The sequence below is a fragment of the Mesorhizobium sp. P2_D1 genome (genome assembly GCF_056404455.1).
On the sequence record NZ_JBFUDZ010000022.1, the window covers coordinates 60,695 to 80,881 of the forward strand.

At 62.1% G+C, this 20,187-nt stretch carries 19 protein-coding genes; 11 read left to right on the forward strand and 8 right to left on the reverse strand.

Going from position 1 to position 20,187, the window contains the following annotated elements; genetic code table 11:
* Positions 1 to 104 precede the first annotated feature (104 nt).
* On the reverse strand, positions 105 to 1,313 hold the full coding sequence (locus tag AC1D0I_RS17535; RefSeq protein WP_477396652.1) for a UbiH/UbiF family hydroxylase: 1,209 nt from the start codon (positions 1,311 to 1,313) through the stop codon (positions 105 to 107).
* A 113-nt stretch (positions 1,314 to 1,426) separates the two neighbouring features.
* Between AC1D0I_RS17535 and AC1D0I_RS17540 the strand changes: the two genes are divergently transcribed.
* From AC1D0I_RS17540 to AC1D0I_RS17575, 8 genes are all read left to right on the forward strand, one after another.
* Complete coding sequence (locus tag AC1D0I_RS17540) at positions 1,427 to 2,323, forward strand: DUF2182 domain-containing protein (protein ID WP_477396653.1); 897 nt, start codon at positions 1,427 to 1,429, stop codon at positions 2,321 to 2,323.
* 14 nt (positions 2,324 to 2,337) lie between these two features.
* A complete protein-coding gene (locus tag AC1D0I_RS17545; RefSeq protein ID WP_095091806.1) occupies positions 2,338 to 2,952 on the forward strand; it encodes a DUF1326 domain-containing protein in 615 nt (204 codons plus the stop codon).
* The gene (pcsA, locus tag AC1D0I_RS17550) at positions 2,949 to 3,755 is read left to right on the forward strand and encodes a phosphatidylcholine synthase (RefSeq protein WP_477304032.1); all 807 of its coding nucleotides are present in this window, start codon (positions 2,949 to 2,951) and stop codon (positions 3,753 to 3,755) included. The genes AC1D0I_RS17545 and pcsA overlap by 4 nt, the downstream gene beginning before the upstream one ends.
* A 22-nt stretch (positions 3,756 to 3,777) precedes the next feature.
* A complete protein-coding gene (locus AC1D0I_RS17555) occupies positions 3,778 to 4,758 on the forward strand; it encodes a quinone oxidoreductase family protein (protein ID WP_477396655.1) in 981 nt (326 codons plus the stop codon).
* 133 nt (positions 4,759 to 4,891) lie between these two features.
* On the forward strand, positions 4,892 to 6,469 hold the full coding sequence (locus AC1D0I_RS17560; protein ID WP_167392392.1) for an ABC transporter ATP-binding protein: 1,578 nt from the start codon (positions 4,892 to 4,894) through the stop codon (positions 6,467 to 6,469).
* Positions 6,466 to 7,596 carry an ABC transporter permease gene (locus AC1D0I_RS17565; RefSeq protein ID WP_477396657.1) on the forward strand — a complete coding sequence of 377 codons (1,131 nt, stop codon included), beginning with the start codon at positions 6,466 to 6,468 and terminating at the stop codon, positions 7,594 to 7,596. Before AC1D0I_RS17560 ends, AC1D0I_RS17565 begins: the two co-directional genes overlap by 4 nt.
* Entirely contained in the window at positions 7,596 to 8,516 is a 921-nt protein-coding gene (locus tag AC1D0I_RS17570) for an ABC transporter permease (RefSeq protein ID WP_477396659.1), read from the forward strand. The genes AC1D0I_RS17565 and AC1D0I_RS17570 overlap by 1 nt, the downstream gene beginning before the upstream one ends.
* Positions 8,517 to 8,566: 50 nt before the next feature.
* Complete coding sequence (locus AC1D0I_RS17575; RefSeq protein ID WP_457153392.1) at positions 8,567 to 9,634, forward strand: BMP family ABC transporter substrate-binding protein; 1,068 nt, start codon at positions 8,567 to 8,569, stop codon at positions 9,632 to 9,634.
* Positions 9,635 to 9,682: 48 nt separating this feature from the next.
* Here AC1D0I_RS17575 and AC1D0I_RS17580 read toward each other — a convergent pair whose 3' ends face one another.
* The 7 genes from AC1D0I_RS17580 to AC1D0I_RS17610 form a co-directional block, all read right to left on the reverse strand.
* A complete protein-coding gene (locus tag AC1D0I_RS17580) occupies positions 9,683 to 10,789 on the reverse strand; it encodes an acyltransferase family protein (protein WP_477227204.1) in 1,107 nt (368 codons plus the stop codon).
* A 99-nt stretch (positions 10,790 to 10,888) separates the two neighbouring features.
* Positions 10,889 to 12,202, reverse strand: coding sequence for a 30S ribosomal protein S12 methylthiotransferase RimO (rimO, locus tag AC1D0I_RS17585; RefSeq protein ID WP_477396660.1), 1,314 nt, complete (start codon positions 12,200 to 12,202; stop codon positions 10,889 to 10,891).
* Between the two features lie 147 nt (positions 12,203 to 12,349).
* Positions 12,350 to 13,009, reverse strand: coding sequence for a TerC family protein (locus AC1D0I_RS17590; RefSeq protein WP_095091573.1), 660 nt, complete (start codon positions 13,007 to 13,009; stop codon positions 12,350 to 12,352).
* Between the two features lie 188 nt (positions 13,010 to 13,197).
* Positions 13,198 to 13,605: a DUF930 domain-containing protein gene (locus AC1D0I_RS17595; protein WP_477396663.1), complete on the reverse strand. Its 408-nt coding sequence runs from the start codon at positions 13,603 to 13,605 to the stop codon at positions 13,198 to 13,200.
* A gap of 56 nt (positions 13,606 to 13,661) precedes the next feature.
* On the reverse strand, positions 13,662 to 14,360 hold the full coding sequence (locus AC1D0I_RS17600) for a DUF2161 domain-containing phosphodiesterase (RefSeq protein ID WP_477396687.1): 699 nt from the start codon (positions 14,358 to 14,360) through the stop codon (positions 13,662 to 13,664).
* A 361-nt stretch (positions 14,361 to 14,721) separates the two neighbouring features.
* Positions 14,722 to 15,498, reverse strand: coding sequence for a sterol desaturase family protein (locus tag AC1D0I_RS17605; protein WP_477396665.1), 777 nt, complete (start codon positions 15,496 to 15,498; stop codon positions 14,722 to 14,724).
* Positions 15,499 to 15,584: 86 nt separating this feature from the next.
* Complete coding sequence (locus AC1D0I_RS17610) at positions 15,585 to 16,508, reverse strand: class I SAM-dependent methyltransferase (protein ID WP_477304016.1); 924 nt, start codon at positions 16,506 to 16,508, stop codon at positions 15,585 to 15,587.
* A 143-nt stretch (positions 16,509 to 16,651) separates the two neighbouring features.
* Between AC1D0I_RS17610 and AC1D0I_RS17615 the strand changes: the two genes are divergently transcribed.
* The 3 genes from AC1D0I_RS17615 to AC1D0I_RS17625 are packed head-to-tail and all read left to right on the forward strand — an operon-like array spanning position 16,652 to position 20,120.
* The gene (locus AC1D0I_RS17615; RefSeq protein ID WP_477396666.1) at positions 16,652 to 17,410 is read left to right on the forward strand and encodes a TylF/MycF/NovP-related O-methyltransferase; all 759 of its coding nucleotides are present in this window, start codon (positions 16,652 to 16,654) and stop codon (positions 17,408 to 17,410) included.
* A 14-nt stretch (positions 17,411 to 17,424) separates the two neighbouring features.
* Complete coding sequence (locus AC1D0I_RS17620; RefSeq protein ID WP_477396668.1) at positions 17,425 to 19,470, forward strand: glycosyltransferase; 2,046 nt, start codon at positions 17,425 to 17,427, stop codon at positions 19,468 to 19,470.
* Positions 19,467 to 20,120 (forward strand): class I SAM-dependent methyltransferase, encoded by a 654-nt coding sequence (locus tag AC1D0I_RS17625; RefSeq protein WP_095091579.1) that lies wholly within the window; start codon positions 19,467 to 19,469, stop codon positions 20,118 to 20,120. The genes AC1D0I_RS17620 and AC1D0I_RS17625 overlap by 4 nt, the downstream gene beginning before the upstream one ends.
* Positions 20,121 to 20,187: the final 67 nt, after the last annotated feature.

Here is a 20,187-nt window from a genome sequence, read left to right on the forward strand (position 1 = left end):
GCGCCTTGAAGCTACGCAGGACGCGGCGAAAAGGTTTTGCCGCAGGCCGCCGATGCCGACATTCGCCGAGAGCGCGGATTGACGGAATGTTAGGAAGATCGCTATCAGCGCGCCGGCTTTCGCAGGCCGCCGGCCAGCGCCGCAAAGCCGCTGCCCGGACGAAGCCCCTCGCGCATGAAGAAGGCGCGAAGCGGCGCGAAGCCACCGAGCACGCCGAGCCCGGCAACACGGGCCATCTGCGCCGGCAGCATGTCGGAAAGCAGCGACATGTTGAGCAGATTGACCGCACTGCTGCGCGCCAGAATATCGGGGCGGCGTTTGAAATCGTAGGCTGCAAGGGCCTTCGCAGCGCCGGGGTCGGTGCGATTTTCTCCAGCGATACCAACGAGATCGTCGATATCCCTGATACCAAGATTGAGGCCTTGCGCGCCGATCGGCGGAAACACGTGGGCGGCTTCGCCGACAAGCGCCACACGGTCCCGCGCGAAACGCAGCGGCGTCACCGCCGAAAGCGGATAAATCTGCCGGCCCGACTCGACCGTCACCCGGCCCAGCATCGACTGCATCTGCCGTTCGACCCGCACGGAAAGCGTCGTATCGTCCAACGCGGCGAGTTCCGTTGCTGTCTCGGGCCTCACCACCCAGACCAGGCTCGAGCGATTGCCGGGCAGCGGAACCTGCGTGAACGGACCGGTCTCGGTGTGGAATTCGGTCGAGGTGAAGGCATGATCGCCGCTGTGACGGAAATTGAGGACAAAAGCGGCCTGCGGGTAGGAGCGGGCCGAGGTCGAGATGCCGGCCGCCTGGCGGGCCGGTGACAGCCGCCCATCGGCGGCGACCGCCAGGGAAGCATCCACCGTGCTGCCGTCGGCCAGCACGGCACGGGCATGTTCGGCGTCGAGATGCCAACTCGCCACCATCGACCTTCGCCAGTCGATGCCGGTATGCGTAGCAACCGTGCGGGCGAGTGCCGGATTGAGAACGCTGTTGGGCAGGTTCAACCCGAACTGGTCCTCGCCGATCTCGCTGGCGCGGAAGGTGACGACGGGGCTACGGATCAGCCGGCGGGTCGCGTCGACGATACGCATCACCTTCAAGGGCGCCGCCTTGGGCTTGATGTCTTCAAGCACACCAAGCCGCGCAAGCACCTGCAGAGCGGGGTTCATCAGCGCCGTCGTGCGGCCGTCGGGGGCAGAAGTTTCGGGCCCGACAAGCGTCACCGGGAAACCGGCCTCGGCGAAAGCGAGCGCCGCGATCAACCCTGCCGGCCCCGTGCCAGCAACCAGTATCCGCGCAGTGTCTCGATGCTCCAAGATCGGCTTCCGGCTTGCAATGCGAGGCAGCCCACCCGACCTGCCAGTCGATCCAGCATATAGGTCAATTCATGCCGCTTGATCAACGCGGCGATTCGGCTCATTCGGATGTCATGACCGGCCAGCAAGACGACTTCAGCCATCTCGACCGCGCCGGCCGCGCCATGGCGAACATCGCGCGCAGTCCCCGTGTTATGGCAAACGTCGTTGTCGGCGCCTGCATCCTGCTTGCCTGGCTGTTGCTTGCCGCGATGGCAATCCGCAGCGCCGAAGGTCGGATTGCGGGCGTCATCGCCCCTGGCGACGCGCTTCTGCGCAACCTGCCGCGATTGCCGCTACCGGATTTCCTGGAACGGTTCTTTGCGCTCTGCCTGTCGCCGACGCCGTTGGACGGAAGCCTCGGCCTCAAGGCCGCCGCGCTCGTCTTGATGTGGTTCCTGATGGCGATCGCCACCATGCTGCCTTCGGCCGCACCGATGATCCGCACCTATTGCGAGATTGCCGACACGGCTCGCATCAAGGGCGAGCCGGTCGTCCATCCGCTGGTGCTGGTTGCCGGTTACCTCAGCGTCTGGTTCGCTGCCTCGATGATGTTCGCGGTGCTGAGCTTGGCCATTCATGCATCCGCCTCGTCCAACGGGTTGCTCGACCCCGTCATCGGTATTGCCGGCGCGCTCGCTCTGCTGATTGCTGGCCTCTACCAATTCAGCGGCCTGAAGGAAGCCTGTCTGAAGAAATGCAGGAACCCGTTCTCGATCCTGTTCGCGAACTGGAGCGCGAGGCCCGTCCGCGTCTTCCGGCTTGGCGTCGCGCAAGGCCTGTGGTGCCTCGGCTGCTGCTGGGCGTTGATGCTGGTGATGTTCGCCGTCGGGGTGATGAACGTCTTCTGGATGGCGTTGATCGGGCTGTTCACCCTGATCGAAAAACAGACGGCGAGCGGGGTTCCAACCCGGCTGGCCGGTGCGATACTGCTTGTCTGGGCAGCAGCGCTGCTAGTAGTCTCGCGATGAGTGGGGGAAAGTCGATGTCAGACCAGAGCTGGGCGATGAAGGGAGAGCTCGTACTCTCCTGCAATTGCACGGTTTTTTGCCCCTGCGTGCTGTCGCTCGGCAGTCATCCGCCGACCGAAGGCTATTGCCAGACCTGGGCCGGCTTCCGCATCGACGCCGGCCATTTCGGCGAGGTCGACCTGTCGGGGCTCAATCTCGGATTGATCATGGAAATCCCCGGCTATATGAGCCGCGGCAACTGGACCGCCGGCCTGTTCATCGACAAGCGCGCCTCGGTCTATGCGGTCAAGGCGCTGACCAAGATTTTCACCGGCAAGGCGGGCGGGACCACCTCGTTGCTTTCCATCCTTGTCGGCAAATTCCTCGGTGTCGAACAAGTGCCGATCACCTATGAGACGCGTGACAGGACACGCATCTTCCAGATACCGAAGATCATCGACGGGGCGGTAACGCCGATCCCCGGCAAGGACCGAGACAAGGATACGGTGATCAGCAATTCGGAATACTGGATCGCGCCTGAGATCATCGTTGCCAGGTCCGACAAGAGCAAGATGCGGGCTTTCGGCCGAAACTGGAATTTCGCCGGCCGGTCGGCCGAAATCTGCAAGCTGGATTGGCGGGGCCCGTGAGCAAGAACACAACGGCCAAGAAGATCAGGGACCGGATTCCGCGACCGAAGAAGAAAGTCACCTGGCCGCAGGCGAGGGCGTTCTCCGTCCATCTGCTGACCGCCTCGGGCTCGTTCCTGGCCTTCCTGTCGCTGGTGGCCGCGAGCGAACAGCGCTGGACCGCGATGTTCTGGTGGCTCGGACTGGCCTTGTTTGTCGACGGCATCGACGGGCCGATCGCCAGAAAGCTCGAGGTCAAGGAGATCCTGCCGACCTGGTCGGGCGAAATGCTCGACAACATCATCGACTACGTGACCTATGTCCTGATCCCGGCCTTCGCGCTTTACCAGCGCGGCTTCATGGGCGAGGGACTGTCGTTCCTGTCGGCGGCGATCATCGTCGTCTCCAGTGCCATCTACTACGCCGACACCGGCATGAAGACGAAGGAGAATTTCTTCAAGGGATTCCCCGTGGTCTGGAACATGGTGGTGTTCACGCTGTTCGTCATCGAGCCGGGACAATGGGTTTCGTTCGCGGTGGTGGTGGTGGCCGGCATTCTGACTTTCGTGCCGATCAATTTCATCCACCCGGTGCGGGTGGTGCGGCTGCGGCGCATCAACCTCGCGATGACGCTTTTGTGGTGCGCTTTCGGTGCACTGGCGCTGGCGCAGGCGGCACTCGCTGCCTTCTACGATCAGATCGGCGTGCTGGGCGAGCAGGTCAGCACCTTCACCAAGATCGGCATCTCAATTACCGGGCTCTACCTTGCCTGCATCGGCGGCGTCATGCAGTTCTTTCCAAATCTCGGTGCAAAAAAAGCCTGATCAGCCCAAGGAAGTTCCGCCCATGTCCAAAGCGATCCGCATCCACGCCAATGGTGGCCCGGAAGTCCTGACCTATGAGGACACCGATCCCGGCCGTCCGGGATCGGGGCAGATCCTGATCCGGCATACGGCGATCGGCCTCAATTTCATCGATGTCTATCACCGCACCGGCCTTTATCCGCCGCCTGGCGGATTTCCACTGGTTCCGGGCAGCGAGGCTGCAGGCGTGGTGCTGGAAGTCGGYCAGGACGTCGACTGGCTGAAGCCGGGCGACCGCGTTGCCTATGCGACGAATGTCGGCGGCGCCTACGCCGAGCAACGCGTCATCGCGGCCGGCCAAGTGGTCAAGGTGCCGGACGGCATCAGCGACGAACAGGCGGCGGCGATGATGCTTAAGGGCATGACCGCCGAGTATCTGCTGCGGCGCACCTTCAAGGTGAAGGCAGGCGACACGATCCTGTTTCATGCCGCGGCCGGCGGGGTTGGGCTGATCCTCGGGCAGTGGGCTAGATATCTCGGCGCGACCGTCATCGGCACGGCCAGTTCAGCCGACAAGATCGAGCTCGCCAGGGCGCACGGCTTCGATCACGTCATCAACTACAAGGAGCAGGATTTCGTTGCCGGCGTCGCCGCCATAACCGGTGGCGGGAAATGCGACGTCGTCTACGATTCGGTCGGCAACGACACGTTTCCGGCGTCGCTCGATTGCCTCAAGCCGCTCGGCATGTTCGTCAGCTTCGGCCAGTCCTCGGGATCAATCCCGCCGTTCAGCATGTCATTGCTGGCCCAGAAGGGCTCGCTGTTCGCCACAAGGCCGACCTTGTTCGTCTACAATGCGAAACGCGAGGACCTCGAGGCCTCCGCCGCCGCCCTGTTCGAGGTCGTGCTCAGCGGCGCCGTGGAGATCAAGATCAACCAGCGCTACGCGCTCAAGGACGCCGGCAAGGCCCATTCCGACCTCGAGGGCCGCAGGACAACAGGGACCACCATTCTCATCCCTTAGTCCCTTCTGCCTTGCTATCCCTTGAATTTCCGCTGAAATTCTTGAAGCTCTTTCAAGACGCGTGCCGCTTTCCGATGAGAGCCGGCCGCGCCTACCATGCTTGCGGGAACACAGAACATATCTGGCTAACCAGATGGGAGGCACTGTGAGTGCAAATCAGGACGGCACGAACCTGCTCGAGGTCCGTGGTCTTACCAAGATATTCGGCACCCTGACGGCGTGCGATCATATAGATCTCGACATCGCCAAGGGTGAAATCCACGCTTTGCTCGGCGAAAACGGCGCCGGCAAGTCGACGCTGGTCAAGATGCTGTTCGGTTCGCTGGAGCCCAATTCCGGCGAGATTTTCTGGAACGGCCAGGCGGTCAGGATTTCGAGCCCGGGCGCGGCGAAAAAGCTCGGCATCGGCATGGTGTTCCAGCACTTCTCGCTGTTCGAGGCCCTGACCGCGGCCGAGAACATCGCGCTGTCGCTCGATGACGGTTCACCGATCAGCAGCATCGCGGCGAAGGCGAGGGCGCTTTCCTACAGCTACGGCCTGCCGCTCGATCCGGAATCGCTGGTCGGCGACCTGTCGGTCGGCGAACGCCAGCGCATCGAGATCATCCGCTGCCTTCTGCAGACGCCGCAGCTCATCATCCTGGACGAGCCGACCTCGGTATTGACGCCGCAGGAGGCCGACAAGCTGTTCGAGACGCTGGAGCGTCTGCGCTCGGAAGGCAAATCCATCCTCTACATCTCGCACCGGCTTGAAGAGGTCAAACGCATCTGCGACCGCGCCACCGTGTTGCGGCATGGCAAGGTGGTCGGCCACTGCAATCCGCGTGAGGAAACAGCATCGTCGCTGGCCCGCATGATGGTCGGCAACGAAGTGCAGGCCGTGGTGCGTGCGCCGGTCGAGGGGATCGACAAGGCGCAGCCGCTGCTCGAGATCCGCAACCTCACCCGCAAGCCGGCAACGCCCTTCTCGATACCGCTCAAGGGCATCAGCCTGAATGTCCGCGCCGGCGAGGTGATCGGCATTGCCGGTGTCGCCGGCAACGGCCAGGGCGAATTCTTCGAATCCGTCTCGGGCGAGGTGTTGCAGCAGGATGCCGCTTCCGTGCGCATCCGTGGCAAGGACGCGGGTGGCCTCACCATCACCGGACGTCGGTTGCTGGGCGCTGCCTTCGTGCCGGAAGAGCGCCTCGGCCACGGGGCCGCGCCGCGCATGAAGCTTTCCGAGAACCTCCTGCTGTCGCGCCACGCCACCGACGGCAAGGCGTTTGTCGGCGCCGGCGGAATGGTCAAGAGCGCTGCCATCTACACCGCCGCCCAACGCATCATCGTGGCGATGGACGTGCGCAAGAGCGCGCCGGATCCGGAAGCCGCGGCACTTTCGGGCGGCAATTTGCAGAAATTCATCGTCGGCCGTGAACTCGACCGCCGGCCGAGCGTCATGGTGGTCAACCAGCCGACCTGGGGTGTCGACGCGGGTGCTGCCGCTCACATCCGCCAGGCGTTGATCGAACTGTCGCGCAGCGGATCGGCGGTGCTGGTGATCAGCCAGGATCTCGATGAACTGTTCGAGATTTCGGATGCGATCGCGGTCATGCACAATGGCGAGCTGTCCAAGCCGTTGCCGATCGCCGAGGCGACCTTCGAGAAGGTTGGCTTGCTGATGGGCGGCGCCGAGCCCGGCCACGCCGAACATACGCTGGAGACGGCATGATGCGCCTCGAACTCGTCAAACGCCCGCAGCGCTCCGCGCTGTTCTCGGCCCTCTCGCCATTCATCGCCTTTGCGCTGACGATCGTCGCCGGCGCCATCATGTTCGCGCTGCTCGGCGTCAACCCGTTGACCGCTTTCCGGATCTATTTCATTGAGCCGGTAAGCCAGGTCTGGCAGCTGCATGAACTGGCGATCAAGGCGGCGCCGCTCATCCTGATCGCTGTCGGCCTGTCGGTCTGCTACAAGGCCAACATCTGGAACATCGGCGCCGAAGGCCAGTTCATCCTGGGCGGCATTGTCGGCTCGATCATTCCGGTGCTGTTTCCGCAGTTCGAAAGCCCGCTTGTGTTGCCGCTGATGCTCCTGCTCGGCATGGTCGGCGGTGCCGCCTATGCGGCCATCCCGGCTCTGCTCAAGACGCGCTTCGGCACCAACGAGATCCTGACCAGCCTGATGCTGGTCTATGTCGCGCAGCTCTTCCTCGACTGGCTGGTGCGCGGACCATGGCGCGACCCGCATGGCCATGGGTTCCCGCAGACCATTCAGTTCAACGACTCGGCCGTACTGCCGGAGCTGATGCCGGATGCCGGACGGGCAAACTGGGGATTTGTCTTCGCGCTGGTCGCCGCGGTGCTGGTCTGGATCCTGATGAGCCGCATGCTGAAGGGTTTTGAAGTCCGCGTGCTTGGCTCAAGCCCGCGGGCAGGGCGCTTCGCCGGCTTCGGCCTCAACCGCATGGTGTTCTTCGCCTTCCTGCTGTCGGGTGCCTTGGCGGGCCTTGCCGGCATCTCGGAAGTCTCGGGCGCCATCGGCCAGCTGCAGCCTGTCATTTCGCCCGGCTACGGCTTCACCGCCATCATCGTGGCGTTCCTTGGCCGCCTCAATCCACTCGGCATCGTCGCCGCCGGCCTGGTGCTGGCGCTGACCTATCTCGGCGGTGAAGCCGTGCAAAGCGCGCTCGGCATCTCCGACAAGGTGGCGAGGGTGTTTCAGGGCATGCTGCTGTTCTTCGTGCTCGGCTGCGACACGCTCATTCACTACCGCATTCGCCTGATCGGCCTGGCGCTGACCAAACCGGAAAGCGCTGCGAAACTCGAAGCCGCGCCAAAGTTGAAGGAAGCCCGTTGATGGACATCACCATAAACATCCTTCTGACCATCGCCACGGCGGCAACGCCGTTGCTGATCGCCGCGATCGGCGAACTGGTGGTCGAGCGCTCCGGCGTGCTCAATCTCGGCGTCGAGGGCATGATGATCATGGGCGCCGTCGGCGGCTTCGGCGCCAGCTATCTCACGGGATCACCCTGGATCGGCCTCCTGGCGGCGATCGCCATGGGCGCGGTGTTCTCGCTGCTGTTTGCCGTCATGACGCTGTCGCTGGCCACCAACCAGGTGGCGACGGGCCTGTCGCTGACGCTGCTCGGCCTCGGCCTGTCCGGCATGATGGGGACGAGCTTTGTCGGCCAGCCAGGCGAACGGCTGCCCAACCTCGACATCCCCGGGCTGACCTCGATCCCCGTCATCGGCAGATTGCTGTTCGGGCAGGATCCGATCTTCTACATCTCGATCGCGCTGACCGCGGCCGTCATGTGGTTCCTGTTCAAGACCCGTACCGGACTGACGCTGCGCTCGATCGGCGACAGCCACACGTCAGCCCATGCCCTGGGCATCCAGGTCATCCGCTATCGTTATCTCGCGGTGATCTTCGGCGGCGCCTGTGCCGGTCTGGCCGGCGGCCATCTGTCGTTGGTCTATACGCCGCAATGGGTCGAGAACATGACCGCCGGCCGCGGCTGGATCGCGCTGGCGCTGGTGGTGTTCGCGTCGTGGCGGCCATGGCGGGTGCTGGCCGGCGCCTACATCTTCGGCGCGGTGTGGATCGGCCAGCTTCATGCACAGGCTTTTGGCATTCCGGTGCCGTCACAGTTTCTTTCTTCGCTACCCTATCTGGCAACCGTCGTGGTTCTCGTTCTAATCTCGCGCAACAAGCGTCTGACGATGATGAACACGCCGGCTTCCTTGGGGCAGCCATTCGTTCCGGATCGTTGACAATAATAACAAACGGGAAGCTCCAAGGCTTAACACAGAGAGGTAACACAATGAAAAAACTGCTTATTGCCCTGATGACCACGACAGCGGCAGTTTCGCTGGCGGCGTCCGCAGAGGCAGCCGACAAATTGAAGGCTTGCTGGGTCTACACCGGCCCGATCGGTGATTTCGGCTATTCCTACCAGCACGACCAGGGCCGTCTCGAGGTGGAGAAGGCGCTCGGCGACAAGGTCGAAACCGCTTATCTCGAAAACGTCTCCGAAGGCCCCGATGCCGACCGTGCTTTCGAGCGGCTGGCGCGCGAAGGCTGCAAGATCATCTTCGGCACCTCCTTCGGCTTCATGGACCCGGAAGTGAAGGTCGCCAAGAAATTCCCCAAGGTGATGTTCGAGCACGCAACCGGCTACAAGACCGGTGACAATCTCGGCATCTATAATGCGCGCTTCTATGAAGGCCGCTATGTGCTCGGCCAGATCGCCGCCAAGGAATCGAAGGCCGGCGTTGCCGGCTACATCGTTTCCTTCCCGATCCCCGAAGTGGTGATGGGCATCAATTCCTTCATGCTCGGCGCACAGTCGATCAACCCGAACTTCAAAGCCAAGATCGTCTGGGTGAACTCGTGGTTCGATCCGGGCAAGGAAGCCGACGCCGCCAAGGCGCTGTTCGACCAGGGCGCCGACATCGTCGTCCAGCACACCGATTCGACCGCTGCCCTGCAGGTGGCCGAGGAGCGCAAGCTGCACGGCTTCGGCCAGTCCTCCGACATGATCAAGTTCGCGCCGAACGCGCAGTTGACCTCGCTCACCGACGAATGGGGTCCGTACTACATCAGCCGGGTCCAGGCGGCTCTCGACGGCACCTGGAAGCCTGACAATGTCTGGCTCGGCATCAAGGACGGCGCGGTCAAGCTCGCCCCCTTCACCAACATGCCCGACGACGTAAAGGCGATGGCCGAAGCCACCGAGAAGAAAATCGCTGGCGGCTGGAACCCCTTCACCGGACCGATCGCCAAGCAGGACGGCACGCCGTGGCTGAAGGATGGCGAGGTCGCCGACGACGGCACGCTGCTCGGCATGAACTTCTATGTGAAGGGCGTTGACGACAAGCTGCCGCAGTAAGCGGCGCGAGATACCAAAAAGGAAAGGGGCGCCGCAGGGCGCCCTTTTTCATTCGGCTGGTTGCGTCGCGGCCTGGGTGCGACGAAACCTCGCCAAGCCGACATCGACCGCGCGCCACAGCCAAATCCTGAGCAGCCGCTGCGCCGGTCGCTCGCAGGTGCGCCAAATCGCCCAGGAAACAAGGAGCATGAGTGCGGTGCAGCCAAAGGCAGCACACCATTTGCCGACCAGGGGAACTGCGGCGTTGATGGCGAGATAACCGATGTTCTGGTGCAGGAGGTAGAGCGGATAGGTCAGCCCACCCAGCGCCAGGGTGAGCGCCGATGACCGCAGACGATGGCGCAACAGGACCGCGCCGATCAAGGCCGCGTGCATGACGATATTGGCAACGACGAGATTGGCCGACGAAACGGCGATGCCATAGTGATCCTGCATCCAGTGCTGGGTCACGGACAGTGTGCCGCATGAGATCAGGAACGATGCTGCAAGCAGCAGCAAGGCCGGCAGGGAACGGCCATGTGCGTGGAGGTGGTGGACCAGCACGCCGGCGGCGAAGAATGGCGCGAACTCTGTGATAAACAACAGCCTGGCCGCGCCGCTGCCGAGGAAGAATTCGTTCAAGGCCGAGATCGCCAGCCAGATGAAGATCAATTCCAGCTTGTGTCTCTGGAACAGCCCGGTGAACAGGGCCAGCGTCACCCAACCGTAGAAAACCAGTTCAAGAACGATCGACCAGTAGACGCCATCCACGAAAGGTTGGCCGAAGGCTGGCGCGAACATCGTCAGATTGGCGCCATACTGGGCGAACGAGACCGGAAGCAGCGGTGTGCCGGCAAGCACGACAATCGCGAAAGTGATGGTCATGCAGAGCAGGAAACCCGGATAGAGGCGAACGAAACGTGCGATCGCGAACTGGTCCCAGCGACGGTTTTCCGCCGACCAGGCAATGACGAAACCGCTGATCAGAAAGAACAGATTGACGCCGAGATAGCCATGGATCGCGAACGGTGCTGCACGTGGATACCCCTCGCCAAGGAAGCCTTCGGCGGCCGCGCCGCGAAAGAAATAGTGGAAGAGCACAACGGCCAGCGCCGCCACCAGCCTGAGCAGGTCCAGCGTCGCGATGTAATCCTGCCTGGCAGGTCTGACGTCCATCCGAATTTCCGCATTTACGGTCTGGAAACCATACTGCGGATCGCGGCTGAACGGGTTAAGCGGGCAGAACTATCGCCAGGTTTAGTAAATACGGCTGCGTCAGACCGCCGAACCGTAGAGGTCATAGGCGTCGGCGCGGTCGATCTTGACGGTGACGATGTCGCCGGCACGCAGCGGACGGCGCGACTGGATATGCACCGAGCCGTCGATCTCGGGCGCGTCGTATTTGGTGCGGCCCTTTGCCGATGTGCCGTGCGCTTCGTCGATCAGCACCGGCAGGCGCTTGCCGACCTTCCTGGCCAGTTGCGTCGCCGAGATCTTCTGCTGACGCTGCATGAAGCGATGCCAGCGCGCTTCCTTGATCTCTTGCGGGACCTGTTCGAGACCGAGGTCGTTGGAGCGGGCGCCCCGGACCGGCTCGTATTTGAAGCAGCCGGCGCGGTCGATCTTGGCCTCGTCGAGCCAGTCGAGCAGCATTTCGAAATCTTCGTCCGTTTCGCCGGGAAAGCCGACGATGAAGGTCGAGCGGATGGCGAGATCCGGGCAGACCTCGCGCCAGCCGCGGATGCGCTCGAGCGTCTTCTCACCATGGGCGGGCCGGCGCATGTTCTTCAGCACCTGCGGCGAAGCATGCTGGAACGGGATGTCGAGATAGGGAAGGATCTTGCCGTCGGCCATCAGCGGGATGACATCGGCGACATGCGGGTAGGGGTAGACGTAGTGCATGCGCACCCAGATGCCGAGCTTGCCCAGCTCCTCGGAAAGATCGAGGAATTTCGCCCGCACTTCGCGGTCGCCGAACATGCTGGTCTGGTACTTGATGTCGATGCCGTAGGCGCTTGTGTCCTGCGAGATGACGAGGATCTCCTTGACGCCGGCCTTGGCCAGTTTCTCGGCCTCGCGCAGCACGTCGGCCGCGGGCCGCGAGACGAGGTCGCCACGCAGCGCCGGGATGATGCAGAAGGTGCAGCGGTTGTTGCAGCCTTCGGAAATCTTGAGATAGGCGTAGTGACGCGGGGTCAGCTTAACGCCTTGCGGCGGCAGCAGGTCGATATAGGGATCGTGCGAAGGTGGCGCGGCTTCGTGAACGGCGGCCATCACGCTTTCATAGGCCTGCGGCCCGGTGATCGCCAGCACATTGGGGTGCCTCTCGCGAATGACGTCCGGCTCCGCACCAAGGCAGCCGGTGACGATGACCCTGCCGTTTTCCGAAAGCGCGGAGCCAATGGCGTTCAGCGACTCGTCGCGGGCGGAATCGAGAAAGCCGCAGGTGTTGACCACGACAAGGTCGGCGCCGTCATGCTTGCGTGCGATCTCGTAGCCCTCGGCGCGCAGGCGCGTGATGATGCGTTCCGAATCAACAAGGGCTTTCGGGCATCCAAGACTGACAAAACTCACGCGAGGAGCGGACATATAGGGTTTCCGGGCTTTTCAGGATTGCCGGCGCAGTACCACACTTATTGCGGCATTGGTATGGGCACGCCTTCGATGCGGCAAAACGCACGGCGACTGCGCTTGCGACCATGCTCTTCCGGATCGAAGACGCAGCCGGCAGCCGCCTCAGCTGACCACGTTGTTTACATGCGGCCAGACTTCCACCGCACCACGGTAGACCATGTCCACGGCCACATAGAGAATGATCAGCAGGCCGATATAGGCGATCCAGCGGTGGCGATGCAGCAACTTGGCAATGAAAGTCGCGGCGAGCCCCATCAGCGCGATCGACAGCACGAGGCCGATCACCAACACCGGAAAATGATCGCGCGCGGCGCCCGCGACCGCCAGCACGTTGTCGAGCGACATCGACACGTCAGCGACGACGATCTGCAACGCTGCCTGGCCGAGCGTCTTGCGCTTGGTTTTGCCGGCCACCATCTTGTCGCTGTTGAGATCGGAGTTCGACAGCGCCTCGGTCGCTTCCAGCTCATCGGCATGCGATGTGCGCAGCTCGCGGTACATCTTCCAGCAGACCCACAGCAGCAGGATGCCGCCGGCCAGCAGCAGGCCGACGATCGCCAGCAGCTTGATGGTAACCGCGGCAAAGCCGATGCGCAGCACCGTTGCCGCCAGCACGCCGATGAGGATCGCCTTCTTGCGTTGTTCGGCCGGCAGGCCGGCAGCGGCAAGGCCGATGACGATCGCATTGTCGCCAGCAAGCACGAGGTCGATGGCGATGACCTGGAGCAAGGCGGTCAGGCTGGCAGCGCTGAAAATGTCCATCGACCGGAAGCCCTTGCTGATTTGCCGAGTGTTCGTCGATTATTCAGGACCGGCCCTAACTTGGTGGTCCCTTGGCGTCAAGGCATCACTCACGGCGACGTGATCAAACCATCTTTGCACTGAAGCCGCGTTGAGGGAGCGGCCGCGCGCGCCCGTAGCCGGGCAGAACCACCGCGGCCAACTGCCAATCAATCGTAGAGATTATACTTTGCCCACTCGGCTTCCGGAATCTCGTCGCCGATCCGATAGCGGAGCTGCAATACTTCCATATGGTCGGGCGCCGTCTGGCATTTGAATTTCAACCGGTACCATTGCCCCTTGCTACGAAATGCAGCACCCGGACTTCTGATTGCATCGGCGCCCATCTCGGGCGTCGCGAAGGCGTAGGCAACGACGCGATCCGCCTTGAACTTGCGATCATCATGGGTGATCYGGTCGAGCACTTCGGCGTCACAACGCTGTTCAAGACGGGTTTGGGGATCGAGTTTCAACAGGCCGGCGCGCAAGGCATTGTCCATTGCGTTGGCCGGGAAACCCAGTGTCACGGACGCCAGGGCCATCATGCAGAGCTTCTTCATGGGTGGGACAAGCATCATATTTTACCGGAAAAATCAACCAAGGGGAGGGCCCCGAAGCCTGCAGGACCCTTCAATCAAATGGCCGGTTCGTTCAAAATTGCGTGTCGAGATTCATCATGCGATGGTTGCGGCCAACGGACCAACGAGGCACGGCCGGCATCCGTGAGATCGTAGAGGCCGCGGTCGACGCGCGCGAACCAACCATAGACATTGTGCCGCAGAATCTTCGGCGCGATCGGCGTCAGCGCCGTCAGATCGCGCGGGCGCTTGGGTCCGTCCGCCATGGCGGCGGCGCAGGCAAGCGCGCTTTGGCGATAGGCGGTCATGATCGGATTGCGCGATCCTCCTCCCGCAACGGGATCGCCGCGGCGGCGCTGGTGCTCGTCGACCAGGCGAGAGCGCCGCCGCGCATTCTTGCGCGGCGCCACGGCGATCGGGCTGAGAAGCACCTCGACCCGGTCGGTCGCGGTCACGCCAAGCAGGCCGAAGCCAAGCCGGCGGCAGAGATTGCGAAACCGCGCATCGCCTTCGCGTCCCTTGCCCCGGGCCGACATGCGCGCGGCCAGCCACACCTCGTCGCAGGCCGTCGCGCGGTCCACGCCCTGCAGTACCAGTTCAAGATTGAACTGCAGTTTCAGCTCGCAGATGACGACGATAGGCGGCTCTCCGTCGCGCAGCGCAACGATGTCGCAGCCACCGATCTCACCCTTCACGAGGAAGTCGAGGCCTTCGAGGAACCGCTTCACCGGCGCATAAAGTGAGGTCTCGTTCATACACAGGAGACTTAGCCGATTCGGCGCAAAAAGCCTTCCTGCCAGCTCACAGCAGGAGACAGTCTCCTTTGCCGAACAGCTCTCCGTTGAGGACATGGAAGCCAGCGAGCCCGGCATCGCGATGCCTATGATCATGAAAAAGTGGCGCCGCCGTCCGGAAAATTAGAAACGACTAATGCACTTGTGTCGCATCAGTGTCGCAATCGCGCGATAATTAACCAATGCGCGATTGATGAACGCAGCGTGACGCGCGTCCTCCCAAGATGACCCCTCTGGTCCCTGCCGGTGGGGTTTTCTTTTTTCAATGAACCGTACTGGCGCTCGCGAAGGGGAAGCAAACCTGTCGCGACGCCGCCTTACGTCAGCCTTCCGCTTTGGTGCTCGGTGCTGCTGGATTCGATCGCCGCCTGCGGGGCTGGATTGGATAGCCGATCTGGCCAAAGTAGGTCGAAGGGACCGGATCATCGACGCCGTACTTCTCCGGCACCTTGTTGCCGGTGGCATTATAGGTACCGAACATCACGTCGAGGAAGGGCAACTGCCCGGCGAAGTTCTTGTCATAGGCTTCCCGCTGATTGGCGTGATGCCAGCGATGGAACTGCGGGCTGGCGATCAGCCACTTCAAAGGGCCTAACGAAATCCGCATGTTCGAATGGACCAACATCGTGTGCCATAAGTAGATGACCGAAAAGATGGCGATCGAGACTTCCGAGAACCCGAGGAAAAAGACCGGCGTCAGCGATATTGCCTTCGTGACTATGATGTCGACCGGGTGAGAGTGGAAAGCACCGAGCCAGTCCAACTCCTTGATGCCGTGATGAATGGCATGGAACTTCCAAAGCGCAGGGATTTTATGAAAGGCGCGATGTGCCCAGTAGACGCCGAGATCGGTGATCAGGATGATTTCCGCAACCTGTAGCCAGACGGGCTGACTGCCAACGGCTTGCGTTATCGATTGCGGGACAAGCATGGCAGCGAGCCCGAGGACACCGGCGGCCATCAAAACGACGGCCGCCTTTACGATGAAGCTGTTGAACAGCAGGTAGATCACATCGACGGCAAAGCCCTCGCGGAGGATCTTTTGCGGCCGCTCGGCAAAAAGATGTTCGAACGGAATGAAGATCAGCGCGCAGATCAACAGCGCCTTGATACCAAAGATATCCATTCACCCGCCTCTATCGCCCTGGCTTCGTGTCACCCGCGGAAAGCCGGTGATTCGCTAGTCTAGCGCGCAAAGCCACGTTTGATGCAATCGACCACCGCCCTTACCGGGGCGGATGCACGCCAGGTCGTGCTGGAGGTTATGGCGTCCTGGCGAGCCTGTGCGTCCCGGCTTGCCTTTCGCGCATGTTCAATCTCCTCGACCAGCCGCGAATTGTCCGAGCGCAGGTGCTCCAGTTCGGCATCGTTTTGCCGCGAGTGCACGCTGGCTATGTGAGACCATAGCTGCCGTTGCCAGCGGTCCAGGGAAGTCTCCCGGTCCAAGGCATGAGGCTGGAGCTGATCCCGGACCGCGGATGCGAGCCTGCCGAGGCCCATGACGGCGACGGTGTCGGGAAGGAACGCCGTCTCATGCTCGATGCCGAGATGATCGAGAAAGCGCTCCGCATTGACAATGGCGTCCGCGATCAGGTTGGCGTCGTGGAAGGAAATGATGCAGTCCGGCTTCATAAGGCCGAGAACGCCGACAAAGTCCGAAAAGCAGGCCGTGTTGGTGTGCTCCGCGTCGATCAGCGCGAGCGTCGCCTTGGTCTCGATCGACTGGGGCGGCACATTGGAGACGTCGCTATCGATGGTGATCAGCTTGGCCATTGCGTCGGGCGGAAGCTTGTCCGACAGCAAGGCAACCATCCGGGCCGCCGTGTTGTCTGGGTAGTGAAAAACCTCGGCACGCTCGTCGGGCTGGGTCGCCGGCCGCAGATCGACCGATATCACCGCCTCGCAGGCCGGATCGATCAAATGCGGCAACAGGCTGCCGCCGATGTCTGAGCCAACCTCGAGATAGACGTATCGGCCGAGTGTCGATCGCGCGAAGTTCTGCACGCGCAGGAAACTTGTGCGGTCACTGAGCGTGCTTCCGGTATCGACCTGGAAAACAGCAATGTCGAGCGTCTCGATCATGCCCATCGCTTGATTGGCGGTTAGCATTCAGGGGCTCCCATTGGACAATTATTCGCCGCTTGCTTGCATGGCGCGACAGGTTGAATCGCGCAAATCCTGTTGCACTTCGGCTGGATATCCGCAACAGCGTATTTCGCCATGGAACTGTTGAGCGCCTTGAAAGGTCGACGATGAACCGCCTCTATACTGATCTCCTGATCAAGATCATCGCCAACACGATCTACGGCTCTGGTTCGCAGGTGATCGATCCCTCGAAAATCGGAGAGTCGACCCCCTTCAATCGCGAGGATCGCCTCGTGGGTCGCGATTGGCCGACGGTTGCTCACTCCATGGCAGGCGTCAAGCGCCTGACGAATGTCCGCGACCTCGTCCAGCGCGTCATCGACGAGAACGTGCCCGGGGATTTGATCGAGACCGGCGTCTGGCGCGGTGGTTGCTGTATCCTGATGAAAGGCGTTCTGGCCGCCAACGGGATCACGGACAGGAAGGTGTATGTCGCGGACTCGTTCGACGGTTTGCCACCGCCGGACCCCGAGAATTTTCCGGCCGACCTGGGTGACAGGCTGCACGAATACCGGCAGCTGGCGATCGATCAGGCACAGGTCGAATCCAACTTTGCCGCCTATGACCTGCTGGACGACCAGGTGGTCTTCGTCAAAGGCCTGTTCGGGGACACCTTGCCTGGCCTGAAAGCCGGTCCATTCGCCCTGATTCGACTGGACGGCGATATGTACGAGTCGACGATGGACAGCCTTGAAGCGATTTATCCAAGGCTGTCCCCCGGCGGGTTCGCGATCATCGACGACATGGCGTTTGGGCCATGCCGGCAAGCGGTCGACGACTACCGCGCGCGCAACGGCATCAAAGCCGAGATCCACGAGATAGACTGGACGGGCGGTTGGTGGCAGAAGCCATTGGCTGACAACTGAGCCACGGAATCGCGATGAAAACGAACACCCTGTCCGTCGTTGTTGTCGCCTACAACATTCCCCGAGAGCTGCCGCGAACCTTGCTTTCGCTTGCAACGCCCTACCAGCAAGACGTGACGACGGATGATTACGAGGTCATCGTCGTCGACAACGGATCGTCACCGGCCGTTGGTGAGGGCCTGGTTGCGGACTATGGGCCGAACTTTCGCCTGCTGCGCATCGATGATGCACTGCCTTCGCCCGCGGCTGCCGTCAATCGCGGGATAAGGGAGGCGAGGGGGGACAACATCGGCGTGATGATCGACGGCGCACGGATCGTGACGCCAGGGTTGGTGCATTTCGCTCGCATCGGCCTGGGCATGGCGCCGACAGCAGTCGTGGCCGCACCCGGCTGGTATCTTGGCAGCGACACCCAGGTGAATGCCCGCAGCAATGGCTATACGAAGGCCATCGAGGATTCGCTTTTGCAATCGATCCGATGGCCGGAAGATGGGTACCGTCTGTTCGAGATCGGGACGATGGATGAGTCCTCGGTCGATCCGTGGTTCACGCCGATATCCGAAGCCAATGCCCTGTTCATGAGCCGGGAGAGCTGGCAAGTGATCGGTGGCATGGATGAGCGCTTCACCTATCCGGGAGGCGGCCTCGTCAACATCGACACGCTCGAACGCGCGATGGAGATGCCGCGGGCAAAGCTCATCCTCACCCTGGGAGAGGCTACATTTCACCAGTTGCACGGGGGTGTCGCCACCAACGCGAGCGTCGAGCAGCCCAAGCACTGGCTCCTCTGGAAGGCCGAAAGGGACGCGTTGAGGGGTCGCGCGGACTTTAGCTTTCACGCCCCCTCGGCTTTCGTGGGATCGCTGCCTCCAGCGCTTGCGCCGCACCTTGCCCGCGCCTTGATCGTGTCTCCGCACGGCGCCGGGCCAGCCACTGCCGCGGGCTTCAGGGCGCAGTTGAAGCCGTCGGAAGAACCCGCGCCGACCAACCAGGCCGCCGCAGCACTGGTCGAGTTGGCGAAGGTCGAGCTCGAGCGCGGGAATTACAAGGCGGCGGCAGACGTCGCTCGCATGGCAAGCAGCCATGCACCCGCCGAGCTTGCAACGTCGCGCGTGCTTTTGTCCGCCGGCCTTCTTTCGCGGTACAATGAGCATCGGGATGCCGCCTATTTCACGGCGATCGGCGATGCGCACCGTGTCATCGGCGAGAACGAAGCCGCCGACATTCAATACCGCAACGCATTGGCGCTTGCCGCCGATAGCGTGGGTGCCCATGCCGGCCTGGCCAGCACGCGGATGTCGGGGCCTTCCTATTACGACTGGCTGGAGCGTTTTTACGCAGAGCTGAAGCCCGCCGTGGTGGTGGAGATAGGCGTCTTCGACGGCGTGTCGCTTTCCAAGGTGAAGGCACCAGCCCTTGCAATAGGCATCGATCCCAATCCACGCGCCACGGTGGCGCTCGGCGCGCAAACGCACATTTTTCCGGAGACGAGTGACGCCTTCTTCGATCGCGGTGGAGCGGACGCCCTGCTTGCCGGCCGCCCGATCGGTGTCGGGTTCATCGACGGTCTGCACACTTTCGACCAGGTGCTGCGCGATTTTGCGAACCTTGAACGCTACTGCGACGCCGGCTCGGTTCTGCTCGTGCACGACACCGCCGCCTTGGACGAGGCGACGCAAAAGGTTCCGCCGACGACGCAATTCCACACCGGCGACGTCTGGAAACTGGTTCCGGCGCTCAAGACGCTGCGCCCCGACCTCGACGTGTTCACCATTGCAACGCCCTGGACCGGGCTCACCGTCATATCCGGCTTCGGCAAGGGCAGATATGATCGTTCATGGATCGCCGACGCCGGCCAACGCTTTGCAAACATGGAGTTTGCCGAGATCGAGGCAAACCTTGGCGAAGCGCTTTACCTTGTCGCAAACGAATGGGAGCCGGTGCTTGCACGGATCAGGGCCAACCTCGTCGGCAAAGCTGTGGCAATTCACAATCAAGGCAGCCCGCACAACCAAGGCGGCTGGCGGCGGCAAATTGCCAAGCTGATGAAGAGGCTATGATGGGCGGGTTCCTGCATCAGTACTTTTTGAACAACAGCGGCAAGGAGATTTACAAGTGGCTGCATTATTTCGACGTCTACGAGCGCCACTTCGAACGGTTCAGAAACCGGAGGCCGGTCGTCGTTGAAATCGGCGTCTACAAGGGCGGATCGCTCGACATGTGGCGTGCTTATTTCGGCGAGGGCGCGCGAATCGTCGGAGTAGACATCGATCCTGCATGCAAGGCGCACGAGTCCGAAGGGGTCGAGGTCTTCATTGGAAGTCAGGACGACCCTCGACTGCTCGATCGGATCGTCGAGAAATATGGCCCCATCGACATCGTCATCGATGATGGCAGCCACATGATGGATCATGTCATCGCGACCTTCGAGCATCTCTACCATCATGTTCAGCCGAACGGCGTCTACTTCGTCGAGGACACGCATACGAGCTATTGGGATGACTATGGCGGAGGGCTGCGCAAGCCGGGATCGTTCATGGAATTCGCCAAGGGAAAGCTCGACGAGATCAACGCGCATCACGCGCGGGGCGCCTTGCCGCCGAACGCGTTCACCCATGCAACGGACTCGATCTGCGTCTATGACAGCATTGTTGTCTTTGAAAAACGGCCGCAGGGCAGACGTCAGTCGCTCTTGACCGGGCAGGGGTAAATCCATGCACCAGCCAGTCTGAAGTCGTTGGCTCTCGGTGCTTCGCGCTCAAAGGGCTGTCCGAGCT